General features: G+C 75.1%; 15 protein-coding genes. 8 read left to right on the plus strand and 7 right to left on the minus strand.

Annotated elements, in window-relative coordinates; all coding sequences use genetic code 11:
- Window positions 1–68: 68 nt before the first annotated feature.
- Window positions 69–836 carry a PAQR family membrane homeostasis protein TrhA gene (trhA, locus tag GJV82_RS05330; RefSeq protein ID WP_404812926.1) on the minus strand — a complete coding sequence of 256 codons (768 nt, stop codon included), beginning with the start codon at window positions 834–836 and terminating at the stop codon, window positions 69–71.
- Window positions 837–1,115: 279 nt separating this feature from the next.
- On the opposite strand from trhA, the gene GJV82_RS05335 reads away from it, so the two are divergent.
- The 3 genes from GJV82_RS05335 (at window position 1,116) to GJV82_RS05345 (ending at window position 3,728) form a co-directional block, all read left to right on the plus strand.
- Window positions 1,116–1,877 carry an isoprenyl transferase gene (locus GJV82_RS05335; RefSeq protein ID WP_318657308.1) on the plus strand — a complete coding sequence of 254 codons (762 nt, stop codon included), beginning with the start codon at window positions 1,116–1,118 and terminating at the stop codon, window positions 1,875–1,877.
- A gap of 56 nt (window positions 1,878–1,933) precedes the next feature.
- Entirely contained in the window at window positions 1,934–2,446 is a 513-nt protein-coding gene (locus tag GJV82_RS05340; protein WP_155098512.1) for a MarR family winged helix-turn-helix transcriptional regulator, read from the plus strand.
- Window positions 2,447–2,525: 79 nt separating this feature from the next.
- Window positions 2,526–3,728 (plus strand): glycerate kinase, encoded by a 1,203-nt coding sequence (locus tag GJV82_RS05345; protein WP_318657309.1) that lies wholly within the window; start codon window positions 2,526–2,528, stop codon window positions 3,726–3,728.
- A 105-nt stretch (window positions 3,729–3,833) separates the two neighbouring features.
- On the opposite strand, the gene GJV82_RS05350 is transcribed toward GJV82_RS05345, so the two are convergent.
- From GJV82_RS05350 to GJV82_RS05365, 4 genes are read right to left on the minus strand one after another with little or no spacing between them, the layout of a single operon-like run.
- Window positions 3,834–4,241 carry a RidA family protein gene (locus GJV82_RS05350; RefSeq protein ID WP_024839438.1) on the minus strand — a complete coding sequence of 136 codons (408 nt, stop codon included), beginning with the start codon at window positions 4,239–4,241 and terminating at the stop codon, window positions 3,834–3,836.
- A 40-nt stretch (window positions 4,242–4,281) separates the two neighbouring features.
- Window positions 4,282–5,637, minus strand: a complete 1,356-nt coding sequence (locus GJV82_RS05355) for an alanine racemase (RefSeq protein ID WP_155098513.1) — start codon at window positions 5,635–5,637, stop codon at window positions 4,282–4,284.
- Window positions 5,634–7,328, minus strand: coding sequence for an N-acyl-D-amino-acid deacylase family protein (locus GJV82_RS05360; protein WP_318657310.1), 1,695 nt, complete (start codon window positions 7,326–7,328; stop codon window positions 5,634–5,636). The genes GJV82_RS05355 and GJV82_RS05360 overlap by 4 nt, the downstream gene beginning before the upstream one ends.
- Window positions 7,325–9,100 (minus strand): beta-N-acetylhexosaminidase, encoded by a 1,776-nt coding sequence (locus GJV82_RS05365; RefSeq protein ID WP_318657311.1) that lies wholly within the window; start codon window positions 9,098–9,100, stop codon window positions 7,325–7,327. The genes GJV82_RS05360 and GJV82_RS05365 overlap by 4 nt, the downstream gene beginning before the upstream one ends.
- A 108-nt stretch (window positions 9,101–9,208) precedes the next feature.
- Between GJV82_RS05365 and GJV82_RS05370 the strand changes: the two genes are divergently transcribed.
- The 5 genes from GJV82_RS05370 (at window position 9,209) to GJV82_RS05390 (ending at window position 15,971) form a co-directional block, all read left to right on the plus strand.
- Window positions 9,209–10,240: a LacI family DNA-binding transcriptional regulator gene (locus GJV82_RS05370; protein WP_155098514.1), complete on the plus strand. Its 1,032-nt coding sequence runs from the start codon at window positions 9,209–9,211 to the stop codon at window positions 10,238–10,240.
- A gap of 382 nt (window positions 10,241–10,622) precedes the next feature.
- Window positions 10,623–12,332, plus strand: a complete 1,710-nt coding sequence (locus tag GJV82_RS05375; protein WP_318657328.1) for a glycoside hydrolase family 13 protein — start codon at window positions 10,623–10,625, stop codon at window positions 12,330–12,332.
- Between the two features lie 88 nt (window positions 12,333–12,420).
- Window positions 12,421–13,818, plus strand: a complete 1,398-nt coding sequence (locus tag GJV82_RS05380) for an ABC transporter substrate-binding protein (RefSeq protein WP_024839432.1) — start codon at window positions 12,421–12,423, stop codon at window positions 13,816–13,818.
- Window positions 13,819–14,070: 252 nt separating this feature from the next.
- Window positions 14,071–14,913, plus strand: coding sequence for a carbohydrate ABC transporter permease (locus tag GJV82_RS05385; RefSeq protein ID WP_155098562.1), 843 nt, complete (start codon window positions 14,071–14,073; stop codon window positions 14,911–14,913).
- Window positions 14,910–15,971, plus strand: a complete 1,062-nt coding sequence (locus GJV82_RS05390; RefSeq protein WP_024839430.1) for a carbohydrate ABC transporter permease — start codon at window positions 14,910–14,912, stop codon at window positions 15,969–15,971. Before GJV82_RS05385 ends, GJV82_RS05390 begins: the two co-directional genes overlap by 4 nt.
- Window positions 15,972–16,129: 158 nt before the next feature.
- Here the strand turns inward: GJV82_RS05390 and GJV82_RS05395 are convergent, their stop codons facing one another.
- A complete protein-coding gene (locus GJV82_RS05395) occupies window positions 16,130–17,422 on the minus strand; it encodes an alkaline phosphatase (RefSeq protein WP_225873122.1) in 1,293 nt (430 codons plus the stop codon).
- A gap of 165 nt (window positions 17,423–17,587) precedes the next feature.
- Window positions 17,588–18,601 (minus strand): DUF2804 domain-containing protein, encoded by a 1,014-nt coding sequence (locus GJV82_RS05400; RefSeq protein WP_318657312.1) that lies wholly within the window; start codon window positions 18,599–18,601, stop codon window positions 17,588–17,590.
- Window positions 18,602–18,628 lie beyond the last annotated feature (27 nt).

Raw genomic sequence — 18,628 nt, forward strand, 5'->3', positions numbered from 1 at the left:
GCGGCGCGCCGGGGTCGTGGGGCGCGCGCCGGTCGGGTGGGTCGGCGTGCGGCTCGCCTCGGGCGGGGTCAGCGGGCGGCGACGGCCGCGATCATGATGGCGGCGAAGTGGCACGTGAAGCCGATGACGGTGAGCACGTGGAAGATCTCGTGGAAGCCGAACCAGCGGGGACTCGGGTTAGGGCGTTTGATGCCGTAGACGACGGCGCCGAGCGTGTAGGCGAGGCCGCCCACGGCGACGAGCCAGACGACCGCGGGGCCGTTCGTCGTCGTCCAGAACTGCGGCATGTATCCCACGGCGACCCAGCCGAGCGCGACGTAGATCGGGACGTACACCCAGCGCGGGGCGTCGAGCCACAGGATGCGGGCGAGCAGCCCGAGCACGGCGCCGCCCCACACGATGCACAGCAGGATCGTCGCGGTGCGCTGGGGAAGGAGGAGCACCGCGAGGGGGGTGTAGGTGCCCGCGATGATGAGGAAGATGTTCGAGTGGTCGGCGCGCCGCAGGATGCCCGCGACGCGGGGCGACCACGTGCCACGGTGGTAGACGGCGCTCGTGCCGAACAGCAGGCACGCGCTGAGCCCGAACACGGCGCACGCGACCTTGCCCGCCACGGGCGGGGCGACCACGACGAGCACGATGCTCGCGACGAGGGCGAACGGGAACGTCCCGGCGTGGATCCAGCCGCGCAGACGCGGCTTGACGGCCTCGGCGACCCTCTCGACCGCGTCGCCCACGCTCTCGCGGACGCCGCCCAGCGCCTGCGCCGGCACGTGCGACCGCTCGCCGTCGTCGGTCGGGCGCGGCGTGCGGTCGGGGTCGGTCGGTCGGTCCACGGCGTCTCCTCGTGACGGGCCGGCGGGCGGCGGGGCGGGTCACGATGCGCGACGGCGTCGCGCACTCGAACCTACGCCATCGTAAGTTACGGCATCGTAGGTTCGCGACCGGTGACCTCCGCACCGTGTGAAGATCCTGGGCAGGGGCGTGCGCGGCGCTCGACGGCCTGCGGTCGAGGGCCGACCGGGCGGTAGCGTGTGCCCGTTCGGCCCGCGCGTCCCGACCAGGGACCAGCCCGCCGGGCGACACACCCGTCCGCCCATGCCCGAGGAACCGTCGTGCGTCTGCCCCGCCCCGTCTACGGACTCTACGAGCGTCGCCTTGCCGCGACCCTCTCGCACGAGAGCGTCCCTCGCCACGTGGGCGTCATCCTCGACGGGAACCGCCGGTGGGCGCGCTCGTTCGGGGAGTCCACGGCGACCGGTCACCGCCGGGGCGCGGACAAGATCGCGGAGTTCCTCGGCTGGAGCGAGGACCTGGGTGTCGAGGTCGTGACGCTGTGGATGCTCTCGACGGACAACCTCTCCCGCTCGCAGGAGGAGCTCTCCGCGCTGCTCGACATCATCGAGGACGCGGTCCGCGACCTCGCCGACTCGGGCCGCTGGCGGCTGCGCGTCATGGGGCGCCAGGACCTGCTCCCCGAGCGGCTCGCGGGCGCGTTGCGGGACGCGCAGCAGCGCACGGCCGCGGTCGACGGTCTTCAGGTCAACGTCGCGATCGGCTACGGCGGGCGGCACGAGATCGCCGACGCCGTGCGGTCGTACCTGCGCGAGCAGGCCGACGCGGGCGCGCGACTGGAGGACCTCGCGGAGAACCTCGACGTCGAGCACATCGAGGAGCACCTGTACACCAAGGGCCAGCCGGACCCGGAGCTCGTCATCCGCACGTCCGGGGAGCAGCGGCTCGGGGGCTTCCTGCTCTGGCAGAGCGCGCACTCGGAGTTCTACTTCTGCGAGGCGTACTGGCCCGACTTCCGCCGGGTCGACTACCTGCGCGCGCTGCGCTCGTACTCCCAGCGCGAGCGCCGCCTCGGGCGCTGACACCCGGCACGCGCCGGTAAGGTCGATGCGAACGCATCGACCGCTCGGAGGCGCACATGGGGGAGCAGGGCCACGGCGGCGCCCGCCGGGCCGTCCAGACCTGGGAGTCGCTGTTCCGCGCGCAGGTCACGATCATGCGGCGGCTGCAGTCCGACCCGGTGTGGGACGGCGTGACGCTGCGCGAGTACGACGTGCTCTTCTCGCTCACCAAGGGCCCCGACGAGGGGATGCGCCTGCGCGACCTCAACGAGCTCATCCTGCTCAGCCAGCCGTCGCTGAGCCGCATGGTCGACCGTCTCGCGTCGCGCGGGCTCGTCGAGCGCCGGTCCGCGCCCGACGACGCGCGCGGCACCGTCGTGCGGCTCACCCCGGCCGGCGCACGCGTGCAGCGGTCGGTCGGCCGCGCGCACGCGCGTGCGATCGCGACCTACGTGGGCGGGGCGCTCGACGACGACGAGCTCGCGACCCTCCAGGACCTGCTCGAACGCCTGCGTGCGGCGCAGGCGTCCATCCCCGACGTGGCGCCCCCTGCGGCGTCCGACGCCGGCGAGGACGCTCCGGGCGCGTGAGCGCTGTGTGGCGGGGAACACGTCCGGTCCGTCCGTTCCCCCGCTGACCGGGACGGACCCCGCTGCCTAGGATGCGAGCGTGTCCTCAACGCCGAGCACCCACCCGACCCCCGCCGTCCCGCGTCGCCCCGACGGCCCGCTGCGCGTCGTCGTCGCGCCCGACTCCTTCAAGGGCAGCCTGAGCGCCGCGGACGTCGCGCACGCCGTCGCCGTGGGCGTGCGCAGCGTCGTCCCCGACGCCCAGGTCGTCGAGCTCCCCATGGCCGACGGCGGCGAGGGCACCCTCGACGCGCTCCTCGCCGTCTGGGGGGTCCCCGCGCGCGAGGTCGAGACGGTCGACGCGATCGGCCGCCCGCGCACGGCCCGCTACGGCGTCTCGCGCGACGGCCGGCTCGGGGTGGTGGAGCTCGCGGAGGCGAGCGGTCTGCCGCAGGTGAGCGACGTCGCGCTCCAGCCTCTGCACGCGCACACGCGCGGCACGGGCGCCGCGGCCGCGGCCGTGCTCGACGCCGGGGTCGACGAGGTGATCGTGTGCCTCGGCGGGTCGGCGTCGACCGACGGCGGCGCGGGCATCCTCACGGGGCTCGGCGCGCGGCTCCTCGACGAGCAGGGCGAGCAGGTGCCCGACGGCGGAGAGGGGCTCGCGCGGGTCGCGCGCCTCGACCTCGCGGGCCTGCACCCGCGGGCGCGCGACGTGCGGTGGCGGCTCGCGGTCGACGTGACCAACCCTCTGCACGGCGAGCGCGGCGCGGCGCACGTGTTCGGCCCGCAGAAGGGCGCCCAGGAGGCCGACGTGGCGTTCCTCGACGCGGCGCTGCGGCGCTGGGCGAGCGTGCTCGTCGAGGAGGCGGGCTTCGACGTGTCGGAGCTCGCGGGCGCCGGCGCGGCGGGCGGGGTGCCCGCGGCGATGGTCGGGGTCCTCGGCGCCGAGCTCGAGCCGGGCGCACGCCTCGTCGCGGAGGCGATCGGGCTGCCGCAGGAGATCTCCCGCGCCGACCTGGTCGTCACGGGCGAGGGGTCGTTCGACTCGCAGTCGGTCAACGGGAAGGTCGCGGACGCGATGGGCGCGCTCGCCGCCGAGGCGCCGCACCGGCCGCCGGTCGTCGTGCTCGCGGGGCGCGTGCTCCTGCCCGCGCACCAGGCGCGCGACGCGGGCATCGCGGCGGCGTTCAGCATCGCGCCCGGGCCGATCGAGCTCGACGAGCTGCTCGACCGGACGGCGTCGCGGCTCACCGACCTCGCCGCGACGGTCACGAGCCTGCACGTCGCGTCGCGGCGCTGACCCGCGGCCACACCCTCGACGGCGGCGCCTCGGTCGGCCACGGCCGTCGACGACGCAGGGCCCGGCCCCCGTGCGGGGACCGGGCCCTGCGCGGGCGTGGCCGGGTCAGTCCGTGATCGCGAACGCGTCGATCTCGACGAGCATCTCCTCGCGCGGCAGGCCCGTGAACACCGTGGTGCGGCTCGGCAGGACGCCCTTCGTGGTGTGCTGCGCGACGAACGCGCCGTACGCGTCGTTCATGACCGGGAAGTCCTCGCGCTTGGTGAGGTAGACGCGCAGCATGACGACGTCGTCGAACGTCGCGCCCGCGGCCTCGACGATGGCCTTGACGTTCTCGAGCGTGCGCGTGGTCTGCGCCGCGACGTCCCCCGGGTGGAGGTACTCGTTCGTCGCCGGGTCCACCGGGCCCTGGCCGGAGACCTGGACGAACGGGCCCTTGCGCACCCCCTGGTGGAACGTGTGCGCGGGCGCCGGGGCGTCGGGGGTCGAGATCGCGGTCTTCTCGCTGGTCATGCGGTGTCCTCTCGGGATGTGCCGGGTCGGGTCGGGGTGGTCACAGGTCGATCGTCGCGAGGTCCACGACCTCGTCGCCGCGCACGACGGCGGCCACGCGCCACCGGTCGAACGTCGTGCACGGGTGGGAGATGCCGAACCCGACGACGTCGCCGGGCCGCACCTGGGCCGTCGCCGGGCCCGTGGTCGCCTCGCCCGCGGCGAGCGCGAGGTAGAGGTGCTGGTCGTTGAGCGCGGTGACGCGCGTCCCGGCGAGCTCGCGCGGGGCGAGCCAGCCGTCGTCGGACTGCGAGCGCAGCCACAGCGCGACGGGCAGGTCGATGTCGAACGACACGTCGCGGCGCCCGACGCCGCAGATCGCGAGACCCGGCTCGGGCACGGAGAGGACCTGGCCCCACACGGTCGCGGCGCCGCGCAGCGGCTCGGCGCCGGGGATGCGGCTCCACGGGTCGGTGCGCCCGTAGAACCCGTGGTCGTGCGTCACGTACGCGCCCGAGCGCACGACGACGCGCGTCGCGACCTCACGCCCGTCGGGGCCCGGGACCGGCCCGGGGAGCGCGGCGAGCACGACGTCGAGGAACGAGCTGCCGCCCGCCGAGAGCACGAGCGGCTCGTCGACGCCCGCGAGGCTCTCCCGGGCGAACGCCGTGCCGAGGTCCCGCAGGTCGTCGCACCACGCGGCGACAGCGGCGAGCTCGTCGTCGCTCGTGCCGCCCGCGACCGACCCCTCGTACCCCGTGACGCCGAGCAGCCGGAGCCCGGCGGCCCGGACCGCGCGCGCGAGGTCGAGCGCCGCCGCGGTGCTCCGCACGCCGGTGCGCCCGCCCGGCACGCCGAGCTCGACGAGCACGCCGACGCGCGCGCGGGTCGCGTCGTCCGCGCCCGCGAGCCCGCGCACCAGCAGGTCGACGCCGTGCGTCGAGTCGACGCACAGCCAGACCTCGTCCTCGGCGCCGGCCGCGACGCGCGCGAGGTCGTCGCGCAGCCACGCGATCTCGCGCGGGTCGAGCAGCTCGTTGGCGAGCAGGACGCGTGGCACGCCCCAGTCGCGCACCGTGCGCAGCTGCGCGGGCGTCGCGACGGTCGCCCCCCACGCGCCCGCGGCGGCCTGGCGCGCGTAGAGCGCGCGCGACATCGTCGTCTTCACGTGCGGCGCGTGCTCGACGCCCCGCTCGGCGCACACGCGCGCCACGACGCCGACGTTGTGGTCGAGCGTCGCGTCGTCGAGCGTGAGCAGCGGCCAGGAGAACGGGTCGTCAGTCACGCGCGGCGTGCCCGCGACGACGTCCGCGACGGTCGCGAGGCCCGCGAGCCGCAGTCCCTTCGTCCGGGGCCCGACGACGTCACCCGCCCACGGGCGGTCGGGCTGGGCTGGTCCGGTCGTGGAGCCGGTCATGCGGTCCTCCGGGTGTCGGTGGTCGGGGCGGGTCGGGCCGGGCGCAGCGGGCGGCCCGGGAGCGCGTCGGTCAGGCGGCCGTCGCGCAGGACGGGCACGCCCGCGACGAGCACGTCGTCGACGCCCGACGCCGGGCGGCGCGGGTCCTCGTACGTCGCCTCGTCGCGCACGCCGTCCGGGTCGACGAGCGCGAGGTCCGCGACCGCGCCCGGGGCGACGACGCCGCGCCCGGCGAGCGCGAAGCGCTGCGCGGGCCGGGTGGACAGGTGCGTGACCGCGTCGTGCCACGTCCAGTCCCCGAGCCTACGCACGTGCTCGGCGAGGAAGCGCGCGAACGCGCCCCAGCCGCGCGGGTGGGGGCGGCCGCCGCCCCCGACGGGCGCGTAGATCGCGTCCGATCCGCCCACGTGCGCCGGGTGGCGCAGGAGGGCGCGCACCGACTCCGGGGAGTTGGTGGGCGGCTGCGCGAACACGCACGACGCGCGCAGACGCGTCGCGACGAGCAGGTGCACCGCCGCGTCGGCGGGGGACAGGCCGAGGCGCGCCGCGACGTCGGGCAGCGCCACGCCCTCGGTCCACGCGAGGTCCGCGGCGGGCTCGTCCGCGGGCGCGCCGGCGGCCGGCCCGGTGGGCACCGCCGCCATCGTCACGCGCGGCCACAGGTCGGCGAGGGCCGGGAAGTGCTCGCGGTGGAGGCGGTCGAGCACCGCGGGGTCGCGCAGCGCGCGCACCGTCGCGTCGACGTCCGCCACGGGGAGCCACGTCGGCAGCGAGACCATCGACAGGATCGAGCACCCGCGCAGGTACGGGTAGGAGTCGAACGTGACGTCGAGGCCCTGGGCGCGGGCGTCGTCGACGTAGCCCAGGAGCTCGGCCGCCGGCCCGTGGTAGTGCGACACGTGCGTCGCGGCCCCGGACGCGCGCGCGACGCGCACGAGCTCGGCGAACGCCGGACCCGCCCTGTCCTCGTACCCGCGCATGTGGGACACGTGCGGGAGCCCGCGCGCGGCGAGCACGCTCGTGAGCGCGACGAGCTCCGCCTCGTCGGCGTAGGCCGCCGGGACGTACTCGAGGCCCGTCGACATGCCGAGCGCGCCGTCGTCGAGCGCGCCGGCGAGCAGGGCCACCATGCGGTCGACCTCGCCGCGCGCCGCCGAGCGCGCCGCCGGGCCGAGGACCGCGTAGCGGATCGTGCCGTGCGGGGCGAGGTAGCCCACGTTGACGCGCGTCGTGCCGTCGTACGTCGCGAGCAGGTCGGCGACCGGTCCGCCGCGGAACGTGGGGTGCTCGCCGTTGATCGCGGCGAAGTAGCCCGACGCCCAGGCTGCCGCGTCGTGCAGGCTCCCGCCCGGCTCCGTGCCCGCGCCCCCCGCGGTCGACTCGCCCGGTCGGGGCGACGGCGCCCACGAGACGCCGTCCTGGCCCACGACGACGCTCGTCACGCCCTGGCGCAGCATCGCGAGCTGCACGTCCTCGTCGAGCACCGCGGCCTCGCCGTGCACGTGCGCGTCGACGAACCCCGGCAGCAGGAGGCGCCCGCCCGCGTCCAGCGCCGCGGCGGCGTCGGGCGCGCCCGCCGCGGCGGGCGCGACGCTCTCGACCCGGCCCGCGCGGACCGTGACGTCGACGGGCGGGGAGGCGGCGCCGTCGGGCTCGACGAGCCGGGCGCCCCGGATCACGAGCGCGCTCACGCCGGTCCCCCCGCGCCCTCGTCGCGGCCCTCGACCCAGCCACCGACGCCGCGCAGGCCGCCCGCGGCGAGCTCGGCCTCGCGGTCGCGCGGCCAGCCCGCGACGCCCGGGCGGGTCTGCCACGGGTGCGGCCCGTCGAGCGGGCGGTACTCCACGCCGGCCGCGTCGAGGCGCGGCAGGTGGTGGGCCTCCAGGCGCTCGCGGAACGCGCGCGACGCGGGCGACCCGGGGGAGCGGTCGGTCTCGGGCGACCACATGACCTCGGCGAACGCGGCGAGGCGCGGGAACGCGGCGTAGTCGACGCGACGCGCGGAGTCGAGGTGCTCGGACCACAGCTCGGCCTGGCCGCCGAGGAGGCGCCCCGGCGTCGTGCCGTCGTCGCCGGAGGGCGCGACCGCGGCCGGGAGCGGCTCGAACGCGTAGACGTCCTCGAGCGTCGTGAGGAAGCCGACCGGCACGGGCTCGTCCGGGGCGTCGCCGCCGCGGTGGTCGAGGTAGACGACCTGCTCGGGGGCCATGACGACGTCGTGCCCCGCGGCGAGCGCGTCGGCACCGACGGCCCAGCCGCGCCACGACGTGACGACGACGTCGCGCGGGAGCGCGGGCCCGAACGCCTCGTCCCAGACGACGGCGCGCCGGCCGCGGGACGCGACGTGCTCCGCGAGGCGCGCGAGGAACCAGCCGTGCAGGCCGCCCACGTCGTCGAGCCCGAGCGCCTGTGCGCGCGCGACGATCGCCGGGTTCTCGCGCCACAGGGTGGTCGGCACCTCGTCGCCGCCGATCGCGACGAACGGCGCGTCGAAGACCTCCAGCACCTCGTCGAGCACGTTCCGGAAGAACTCCAGGGACTCCTCGGACGGGTCGAGCACCTCCGTGCTCACGCCCCACGTGGTGCGGACCTCGTGCGGCCGCTTGCGCGTGCCGAGCCCGGGGTACGCCGCGACCGCGGCCTCGACGTGACCGGGCACGTCGATCTCCGGCACGACCGTCACGCCGCGCTCGCGCGCGTACGCGACGACCTCGCGCAGGTCGTCCTGCGTGTAGTAGCCGCCGTGCGGGCGGCCGTCGAAGACCCCGGCCCGCCACGTGCCGACCCCCGACTCGCGCCGCCACGCCCCGACCTCCGTGAGCCGCGGGTACCGCTCGATCTCGACGCGCCACCCCTGGTCGTCCGTGAGGTGGAGCTGGAGCACGTTGAGCCGGTGGGCCGCGGCGAGGTCGACGAACCGCAGCACGTCCGCGAGCGGGAGGAAGTGGCGCGCGACGTCGAGCAGCACGCCGCGCCACGCGAACCGCGGGTGGTCGGTGACGGTGACGTGGGGGAGGACCAGCGGGGGCGTCGTCGTACCGGGCGCCCGTCGCCCGGGGGCGCGGCGGAACGCGGCCGGGCCGGCGAGCTGGCGCAGCGTGTGCGCGGCGGCGTGCGCGCCGTCGAGGTCGGCAGCGGCGACGCGGACGCCCGCGTCGTCGACCGCGAGCCGGTAGCCCGACGCCGGGAGCGCCGCGTCGAGCGCGAACGTCACGGCGGGTCGGTCCGCGGCGCCGGGGTCGTCCGGGCCGCCCACGGGCGCGAGGTCGAGGCCGAACGCGTCCTCCGTCGCGCGCCGCCACCGCCGTGCGGCCGGGCGCAGCGCGGGGTCCGTGGCGACCCGGGTCCCGTCGGGGAGGGCGACGACGCCGTCGCCCGGCGACACCGACACGGGGGCGGGGACGAGCCCGAACGGGTCCGTCGCGGGCTCGGGGGACGACGCGGTCACCTTTTGGAAGGACACCGAACGAGCCTAGCCGCATCTCCCGACGCCGGGGAGCGCCGACGCAAGGATTCGTTTGGCGCCCGCGAATCACGCAAGCGGCTTGCAGTCGCGCGTATAGTCGGCGGCATGTCGAGACGTCTGGCGGAGGTCGCCACCAAGGTCGGTGTCAGCGAGGCCACCGTGAGCCGCGTGCTCAACGGCAAGCCCGGGGTCTCGCAGGCCACGCGCGACGCGGTGCTCACCGCGCTCGACGTGCTCGGCTACGAGCGGCCCACCAAGCTGCGCGGCGAGCGCGGCCGCCTCGTGGGCCTCGTGCTCCCCGAGCTCGTCAACCCCATCTTCCCGGCGTTCGCCGAGGTCATCGGGGGTGCGCTCGCGCAGCAGGGCTTCACGCCCGTGCTGTGCACGCGCACCGCGGGGGGCGTCACCGAGGCCGAGTACATCGACCTGCTCCTGGGGCAGCACGTGTCCGGCGTGATCTTCGCCGGCGGCTTCTACGCCGAGCGGCAGGCGGACCACGCGCACTTCCGCCGGCTCGAGAAGCTCGGGCTGCCCGTCGTGCTCATGAACGCGTCCATCGAGGACCTCGACTTCCCGCGCGTCTCGTGCGACGACCTCGTCGCGATGAACCAGGCGCTCGGCCACGTGCTCTCGCTCGGGCACGAGAGGGTCGGCCTCCTGCTCGGCCCCGCCGACCACGTGCCGTCGGAGCGCAAGCTCGCGGCGGCGCAGGCGTTCGCCGAGCGGCAGGGCCACGCGCTCGACCCGGCGCTCGTCGTGCACAGCCAGTACTCGCTCGAGAGCGGCCAGGCCGCCGCGAACCGGCTCCTCGAAGCCGGCGCGACCGCGATCGTGTGCGCGAGCGACCCGCTCGCCCTGGGCGCGATCCGAGCCGTGCGACGGGCCGGCCTGGACGTCCCGGCGGACGTGTCCGTCGTCGGCTACGACGACTCGAACCTCATGAACTCCACGGACCCGGCGCTGACGACCGTGCGCCAGCCGATCGAGCCCATGGGCCGGGCGGCGGTGGACCTGCTCGCGAGCATGATCGCGGGCGCCGACGTCTCGCGCGACGAGCTCCTGTTCGAGCCGGAGCTCGTCGTGCGCGGGTCGACCGCCGCGGCCCGCGGCGCCGGCCGCGAGGCCGTCGGGTCGTAGCACACGCACCCTTGTTCTCCCGGGCCCCGGCCCGGCGCCGTCGCGCGCCGGGCCGGGGCCCTCGTCGTGCGCGGGTCGATCGCCCTCCTCGCACGCCGCGTCAGTCTCTCGGCGTCGAGAGATAGCATTTCGATAACGGCCTTGTCGGGTTCTTGCGCGCTTCCTGTCGTCTAGTTACAGTCGTCTCGACGGCGCGGTCGACACCCCGGTGCACGACGGCCGTCCCGGGGCCCGCCCCGGTCCGGCACCGCACGCGGTGCAGCAGCAGGCGAGACGTGCCCCGCGCGCCCTCGCTCCCGAACTCACGGAAGAGGACGCGGTGAGCAACGACCACCCCCGAGTCGCCGACGGCGCACCCACCCCCGAGGCGACCGCCGGTCCGGTGGGAGCGGAGCGGGCGGCGTCGACCGACTGGTGGCGCAGCGCCGTGATCTACCAGGTGTACGTGCGCAGCTTCGCCGACGGGAACGGCGACGGCACGGGCGACCTCGCGGGCGTGCGCCGGCGCCTGCCGTACCTGCGCGACCTCGGCGTCGACGCGATCTGGTTCACCCCGTGGTACGTGTCCCCGCTGGCCGACGGCGGCTACGACGTCGCGGACTACCGCGCGATCGACCCGCAGTTCGGCACGCTCGCCGAGGCGGAGGCGCTCATCGCGGAGGCCCGCGCGCTCGGCATCCGCACGATCGTCGACGTCGTCCCGAACCACGTGTCGTCCGAGCACGAGTGGTTCCGGGCCGCGCTCGCCGCCGGGCCGGGGTCGCCCGAGCGCGAGCGCTTCTGGTTCCACCCGGGCAAGGGCGAGGACGGGTCGCAGATCCCGACGCGCTGGGTCTCGGAGTTCCAGGGCAGCACGTGGACGCGCACGACGGACCCCGACGGCACGCCCGGCGAGTGGTACCTGCACGTGTTCGCGCCGGAGCAGCCGGACCTCAACTGGAACCACCCCGACGTGCGCCGCGAGCACGAGGACATCCTGCGGTTCTGGTTCGACCGCGGCGCGGCGGGCATCCGCATCGACTCGGCGGCCCAGCTCGTCAAGGACCCCGCGCTGCCCGAGGTGCCCGCGCACCCGGGCCCGGGGGAGCACCCGCACGTCGACCGCGACGAGCTGCACGACATCTACCGCGGCTGGCGCGCCGTCGCCGACTCGTACGAGGAGCCCCGCGTCCTCGTGGGCGAGGTGTGGCTCGCCGACCGCGCGCGGTTCGCGCAGTACCTGCGCCCGGACGAGATGCACACCGCGTTCAACTTCGACTTCATGGCGCGCCCCTGGGACGCGAAGGCCCTGCGCGAGTCGGTCCAGACGACGCTCGACGCGCACGCGCCCGTCGCCGCGCCCGCGACGTGGGTGCTGTCGAACCACGACGTCACGCGCCCCGTGACGCGCTACGGCCGCGAGGACAGCTCGTTCTCGTTCGCGGCCAAGCGCGCCGGGACGCCGACCGACCTCGACCTGGGGCGCCGCCGCGCCCGCGCCGCCGCGCTGCTCTCCGCCGCGCTGCCCGGGTCGCTCTACGTCTACCAGGGCGACGAGCTCGGGCTCCCCGAGGTCGAGGACCTCCCGCCCGACGCGATCCAGGACCCCATGCACGCCCGCTCCGGCGGTGTCGACCCCGGCCGCGACGGCTGCCGCGTGCCCCTGCCGTGGACGCGCGGCGGCACGAGCCACGGGTTCGGGCCCGACGGCGGGGCGCAGCCCTGGCTGCCCCAGCCGCCCGGCTGGGGAGAGGTGTCGGTCGAGGCCCAGTGGGACGACGACGCCTCGATGCTCGCGCTCTACCGTCGCGTCCTCGCGACGCGGCGCGCCGAGCCCGCGCTGCACGGCGGCGCGTTCCGCTGGCTCGACGCCCTCGACGGCGTCGCGCTCGGCGACGACGTGCTCGCCTTCACCCGGGGCGACGGGCGTGACGCGGTCACGTGCGTCGTCAACCTCGGGGCCGAGGACGTCCCGCTGCCGGCGGACGCCGTGGTCCTCGTGCGCAGCGACCTCGCCGCCGACGCCTCGGGCGGTCCCGGCGCGCCGCAGCCACCGGCGCCCCTGACCACCGACACCGCGGTCTGGCTCCGCGCGACCCCGTCGCGCCCCTGACCGCCACACCGGCGCGCCCCACCGGGCGGGCCGGCGACCCGCACCCACCCCACCCAGCACCCAGCACCACCGGAACCCAGGAGTGACGATGAAGTCCACACGTCAGGCGATCGGCCTCACCCTCGCGGGGGCCCTCGCGATCAGCACGCTCGCCGCGTGCTCGAGCGGCGGCTCGGGCAGCGACGACGAGAGCAGCGGCTCGGACGACGGGAAGGTCACCCTCTCGGTGGTGTCCCTGCTCCCGGGCTCCGAGCAGGAGGCGATCGACGCCTTCAACGCCCAGGTCGAGGAGTTCGAGGCCGCGAACCCGGACATCGACGTCGTGCCCGAGGAGTACGAGTGGAAGGCGACGACGTTCGCGCCCCAGCTCGCGGGCGGCACGCTGCCCGACGTCTTCGAGATCCCGTTCACCGACGCGAAGACGCTCGTGGAGAACGGCCAGCTCGCGGACCTCGACGAGCAGTTCCGCACCCTGCCGTACGCCGACCGCTTCAACCCGGCCATCCTCGAGGCCGGCACGGGCGCCGACGGCCACGTCTACGCGATCCCCGCCAAGAACGTCTACGGCGTGGGCCTGCACTACAACCGGGCGCTGTTCGAGTCGGCCGGCCTCGACCCCGACCAGCCGCCGACCACGTGGGACGAGGTCCGCGAGTACGCGAAGAAGATCGCGGACGCGAACCCCGGCGTCGCGGGCTACATGCAGATGTCGCAGAACAACACGGGCGGCTGGCAGCTCACGGTGAACACGTTCGCGCGCGGCGGCCGCACGCAGGAGGTCGCGGACGACGGCACGGCCACGTCGACCCTCACGAACGACGGCACGAAGGCCGCGCTCGAGTGGCTGCAGGCCATGCGCTGGGAGGACAACTCCCTCGGGAGCAACTTCCTCCTCGACTGGGGCACGATGAACCAGGCCTTCGCCGCCGGCCAGGTCGCGATGTACACGTCGGGCTCCGACGTGTTCACCTCGCTCGTGCAGACGAACGCGCTCGACCCGTCCACGTACGGCCTCGCCGCGCTCCCGCTCGAGGGCGACGACGCGGGCGTCCTCACCGGCGGCACGCTCGCCGCGATGCCGGCGACCGTGGACGAGGCGAAGAAGGAGGCCGCGATCAAGTGGATCGACTTCTTCTACCTCGGCAAGCTCGTCGACGAGAAGCGCGCCGTCGCCGACGCCGAGGTCCTCGTCGCGAACGACCAGCCCGTGGGCACCCCGGTCCTGCCGATGTTCTCCCAGGAGCAGTACGAGCAGAACCAGGAGTGGATCGCGGACTACATCAACGTGCCGCTCGACCAGATGACGAGCTACACGGACACGATGTTCGACCTGCCGCTCGTGGGCGAGCCGTCGCAGAAGACGCAGGAGATCTACGCGCTGCTCGACCCGGTCGTCCAGGCCGTCCTCACGGACGAGAACGCCGACGTGGACGCGCTGCTGGAGCAGGCGAACACCGAGGCGCAGGCCCTGCTCGACCAGGGCTGACCCCGCCGGGTCCGCAGCCCGGGCCGGCCGGCAGCGCCCCCTGCCGGCCGGCCCGACCCCACCGGTGCTCGACGGCGCGACGCACCTCGCGCCGTCGAGCACCTCCCACCGCACCGAAGGACGTTCTCCGTGACCGCCACCACCGCCCCGCCGCGACGGGGACCCGCCTCGCACGCGCGGGCCGACCGGACCGGCCGACGCCGCAGCCCCGTGACGTGGTTCCGCGGCGGCGGCCTGAGCAACCTCGTGTTCATGCTGCCGCTGATCCTGATCTTCGGCGTCTTCTCGTGGTTCCCGATCGTGCGCGCGGTGATCATGAGCGTCCAGGAGACGAACCTCGTGAGCGACCCGACGTTCGTCGGGCTGGACAACTTCCGCCAGGTGCTCGCCGACCCGCTCCTGGGCAAGGCCGTGCGGAACACGCTGTACTTCGCGTTCCTCGCCCTGCTGTTCGGGTACCCGGTCCCGCTCGTCGCGGCCGTGCTCATGCGCGAGGTCCGCCGGGCACGCGGCCTGTACTCGGCGCTCGCGTACCTGCCGGTCGTCGTGCCGCCGGTCGTGGCCGTGCTGCTGTGGAAGTTCTTCTACAACGGCAGCCCCACGGGCGTGTTCAACACGATCCTCGGCTGGGTGGGCCTCGGCCCGTACCCGTGGCTCCAGGACGCGTCGACCGCGATGCCGTCGCTCGTCCTCGCGGCCACGTGGGCCGGGGCGGGCGGCACGATCATCATCTACCTCGCCGCGCTCACCAGCGTCCCGCCCGAGCTCTACGACGCGTCCGAGGTGGACGGGGCGGGCCTGTGGCGCAAGATCTGGCACGTCACGCTGCCCGCGCTGCGCGGCGTCCTGTTCATCACGCTCATCCTCCAGGTGATCGGCACGGCGCAGGTCTTCCTCGAGCCGTACTTGTTCACCGGCGGCGGGCCGAACAACGCGACGCTCACCGTGCTGCTGCTCATCTACCGCTACGCCTTCCAGAACAGCCTCGGCGGCGACTACGGGGCGGCGACCGCGCTGTCGCTCATGCTCGCGGCCGTCCTCGCGGTGTTCTCGCTCGTCTACTTCCGGCTCACCCGGTCCTGGAGCACGTCATGACTCTCTCGCCCACCGACAACCCGAGCGAGATCGGCGTCGTCTCGCAGGACTCCGCGGCCACGACGGACGTCGCCGACGACGCGGCCGGGACCGCGCGGCGCGCCGCCGAGGCGAGCCGGCGCCGCCGCGAGGCCGAGCGCCGCACCGCCCGCGCACGGCGCCGCAAGGCGCTCGACGGCGTCGAGGACCGCGGTGCGCTCTCCGAGGCCGACTGGCGGCGCCCGTCCGTCCGGTGGGGGATGGGCACGACCCACGTGCTGCTGCTCGTGGTCCTCGTCGTCGCGGGACTCGGTCCCATGCTGCTGCTCGCGAAGTACGCGGTGACCCCGACGCAGGACATCCTGCGCACGCCCATGGCCGTGTTCCCGAACGGCATCGCGTGGGACAACCTCGACCGGGCGTGGAACGACGTGCAGGTCAGCCGGTACTTCCTCAACACGATCTGGCTCGCGGTCGGGTCGTGGGCGTCGCAGATCCTCGTCGCGACGACGGGCGGCTACGCGCTGTCGGTGCTGCGCCCGCGGTACGGGAAGGTCGTGCAGGCGCTCGTGCTGTCGACGATGTTCGTCCCGGCGATCGTGCTGCTCGTCCCGCTGTACCTGACGATCCTCGACCCGCCGCTGCTCGGGCGGTCGCTCATCAACAGCTTCTGGGCCGTGTGGCTGCCGGCGGGCGCGAGCGCGTTCAACGTGCTGCTCGTCCAGCGGTTCTTCGACAGCCTCCCGCGCGAGGTGTTCGAGGCCGCGCGCATGGACGGCGCCGGGCCGTACCGGTTGTTCTGGTCGGTCGTCCTGCCGATGTCGAGGCCGATCGTCGGCGTCGTCTCGGTGTTCGCCGTCATCGCGGCGTGGAAGGACTTCCTCTGGCCGCTGCTCGTGCTCAAGGACCCGGCGATCCAGCCGCTGTCCGTGCGCCTGCCGTCCATCGAGGCGTCGACCGACCTCGGCGTGTTCCTCGCGGCGCTCGCGATCTCCACGCTCATCCCCGTCGGGCTGTTCCTCGTGTTCCAGCGCATGTTCCTCCAGGGCGCGGGCCTCGGGGGAGCGGTCAAGGGCTGACCGAGCCTCCCGCCGAGCACGAGGTTGGTGTCGTCATCCGCCCGATGACGACACCAACCTCGTGCTCGACCGCGAGCACGGTCGTGCTCGGCGGTGCCCCGTACCGGGCCCAACCGCCCGACGACGTCGCGCGCGCCGGGCGGTCGGGTCGCGTCGCCTCAGCCGCGGCCCCGGCCCTGCATGGCGCGCAGGACGGCGTCGTGGACGTCGGTGTTGCGCTGCGCCCCGGCGAGGCGCTCGGCCCCCGGTCCCTGCGCGGTGATCGGCGTGGCCTCGCCCGTGTGGCCGCCCGTCGTCCAGTCGACCGTGAACTGCAGGTCGGAGCCGGCGAGGTCGAACGGCCCGTCCTCGGTCGTGGCGCCCTCGCCGCCCTCGTCCTCGGGGTCGACGTTCTCGATCGCGAGACCGCCGGTCGCGTGGTCGCCCACGACGAGCACGAGCGTGCCGCGGTTCCTCTTCGCGAAGTCGAGCGCGAGCGCGACGGTCTCGTCGAGCGCCTGACCCGCCTGGATCGTGCGCGTCGCGTTGCTGCGGTGCGCGAACTCGTCCACGGCCTCCTCCTCGACGAGCAGGAAGAACCCGTCGCGGTCGCGCGACAGCACGTCGAGCGCCTTCGCCGTCATGTCGACCAGCGGCACCTCGGGCTCGTAGAGGTCGCCCTCGCCCTCGTTCCGCTGCTCGAACATCTCCTCGTTCGCGAACAGGCCGAGCAGCTTGCGCCCGCGCGCGTCCGCGAGACCGTCGGCATCGCTCACGTACGTGTACCCGAGGTCCTGCGCGCGCTCGACGAGGTTGCCCGCCGTGCCCTTGCTCTCCTCGGTCGGGTCCTTCGCCGGGTTGTCCTCCCACGCGCCCGGCTCGCCCGCCGGGAACCACCAGTCCTCGCCGCCGCCGAGGATGACGTCGGGGCGCGAGCTCTCGAGGAACTGGCGCGCGATCTCGCTCTGGTCGCCGCGGTCGGGCACGTGCGCGCCGAACGCGGCGGGCGTCGCGTCGGTGACCTGCGCCGTCGTGACGAGCCCCGTCGCCTTGCCCAGGCCGCGCGCGGCCTCGAGCAGGGTCGGCACAGGGTTGCCGTCGGCGTCCACGCCCACCGCGCCGTTGTACGTGCGCACGCCGGACGCGAACGCCGTCGCGCCCGCCGCGGAGTCCGTGACGGCCTCCTCCGGGTCCGCCGAGTCGGTCGTGGTCCAGCCCGCGTGCTCGAGCGTGTTCATGGCGAGCTGGCCGTCCTTGCCGACCGTCGCGAGCCGGACGAGCTCGCGGTGCGACAGGCCGAGCCCGTCGCCCTGGATGAAGATGACGTTCCGCGCGCGGTCGTTGCCGTGCCCGTGGCCGCCGCCGCGGTCACCGCCACGGTCGCCCCCGCCGAACGGCAGGAGCATCACGAGCGCCGCGGCTGCCGCGACCCCCGTGGTCCCTGCGCCGAACCGTCCTCGTCGTGCGTGCATGAGCCTCTCCTTCCCACCGGCGTCGCTGCCGGTGACGGCGCGGCCGCCCAGGACGGGGTCGCCGTCGTGCACGGGTCGCGCCCGACGGCGTCGGTGCCGCCGGAACGTCCCACGCTAGGCAGGGGCCCGGCACTGGCAACCCGGGTCGGGGGGTTGCGCGGGACGTCACCAGCGGTTGTGGACCTCCTCGGCCCAGCCGTCCAGACCGGCGAACCGCACGGGTCCCGCGCCCGTCCCTCCGGGCGGGGTGAACGTGCCCGACCACGCGCCGAAGCACTGGTCCGTCGACGACGACACGACGCCGAGGTTCGTGCGCGTGACCTTCGTGTGGAAGCGCTCGAACGTCGCGTCGAGTCCGCCGCCGGTGACGCGCCACGGCCGGTCCGGGTCCGCGAGGTCGTAGTCCCACACGAGCTCGTCGGGGAGGTGGTGGAGGCGCCCGTCGACGAGGACCGCGTTCTCCGTCGACCCCGTGCCGACCGTCCACCTCCCCCCGACCTGGAGGCCGACGACGTGGCCGTGGCTCTCGCCCGACCCCGCGCCCCAGTTCCAGCGGACGTCGTACGGCCAGCGCCCGCGACCGTGGTCGAGCACGGCCCACGACGACCCGGCGGGCACGTCGACCGTCCGGCCGTCGACCCACAGCGTCCCGCGCGCCGGGCGGGCCACGTCCTTCACCGTGTACTGGAACCGGGTGTCGCTCCACGGCACGACGACGGCGAGCCGCTCGTGCCAGTGCGGGAGCTCGGCGACGACGTCGAACGAGACGTCGCGCGTGCGCGCCCGCAGGCGGGTGCCGCCCTCGACCTCGTCGAGGTCGATCGCGAGGGCCTTCGCGCGGGCGCGCGCCGGTCCGTCGCCGAGGGTGCCCGGCAGCACGACGCCCCGGGACGGCACGACGGTCGCGGCGGCGCCCCACGTGCGGCCCGACGCCCGGTCGAGCACCCAGACCTCGTGCACCGCGGCGTAGTCGATCGACGAGACCGTGAGCGCGAGGACGTGGGTCGGCGTCATGACGCCCCAGTACTCCCAGCGCTTGGTCCGCCCGCGGCCCCGCAGACCGCGGCCCACGCCGTCGGTGTCGACGAGCGGCCGGCGCGCCCAGCCGACGGCGCGCCGGTCGAGGCGGCCGTCGGGCAGGGTGAGCGGCACGCGCTCGGTGATCTCCGGGAGCGGCACTGCTCCACCTCCACGCGGTCCGGCTCG

Source organism: Cellulosimicrobium composti, assembly GCF_009711085.1.
Taxonomy (GTDB): domain Bacteria; phylum Actinomycetota; class Actinomycetes; order Actinomycetales; family Cellulomonadaceae; genus Cellulosimicrobium; species Cellulosimicrobium composti.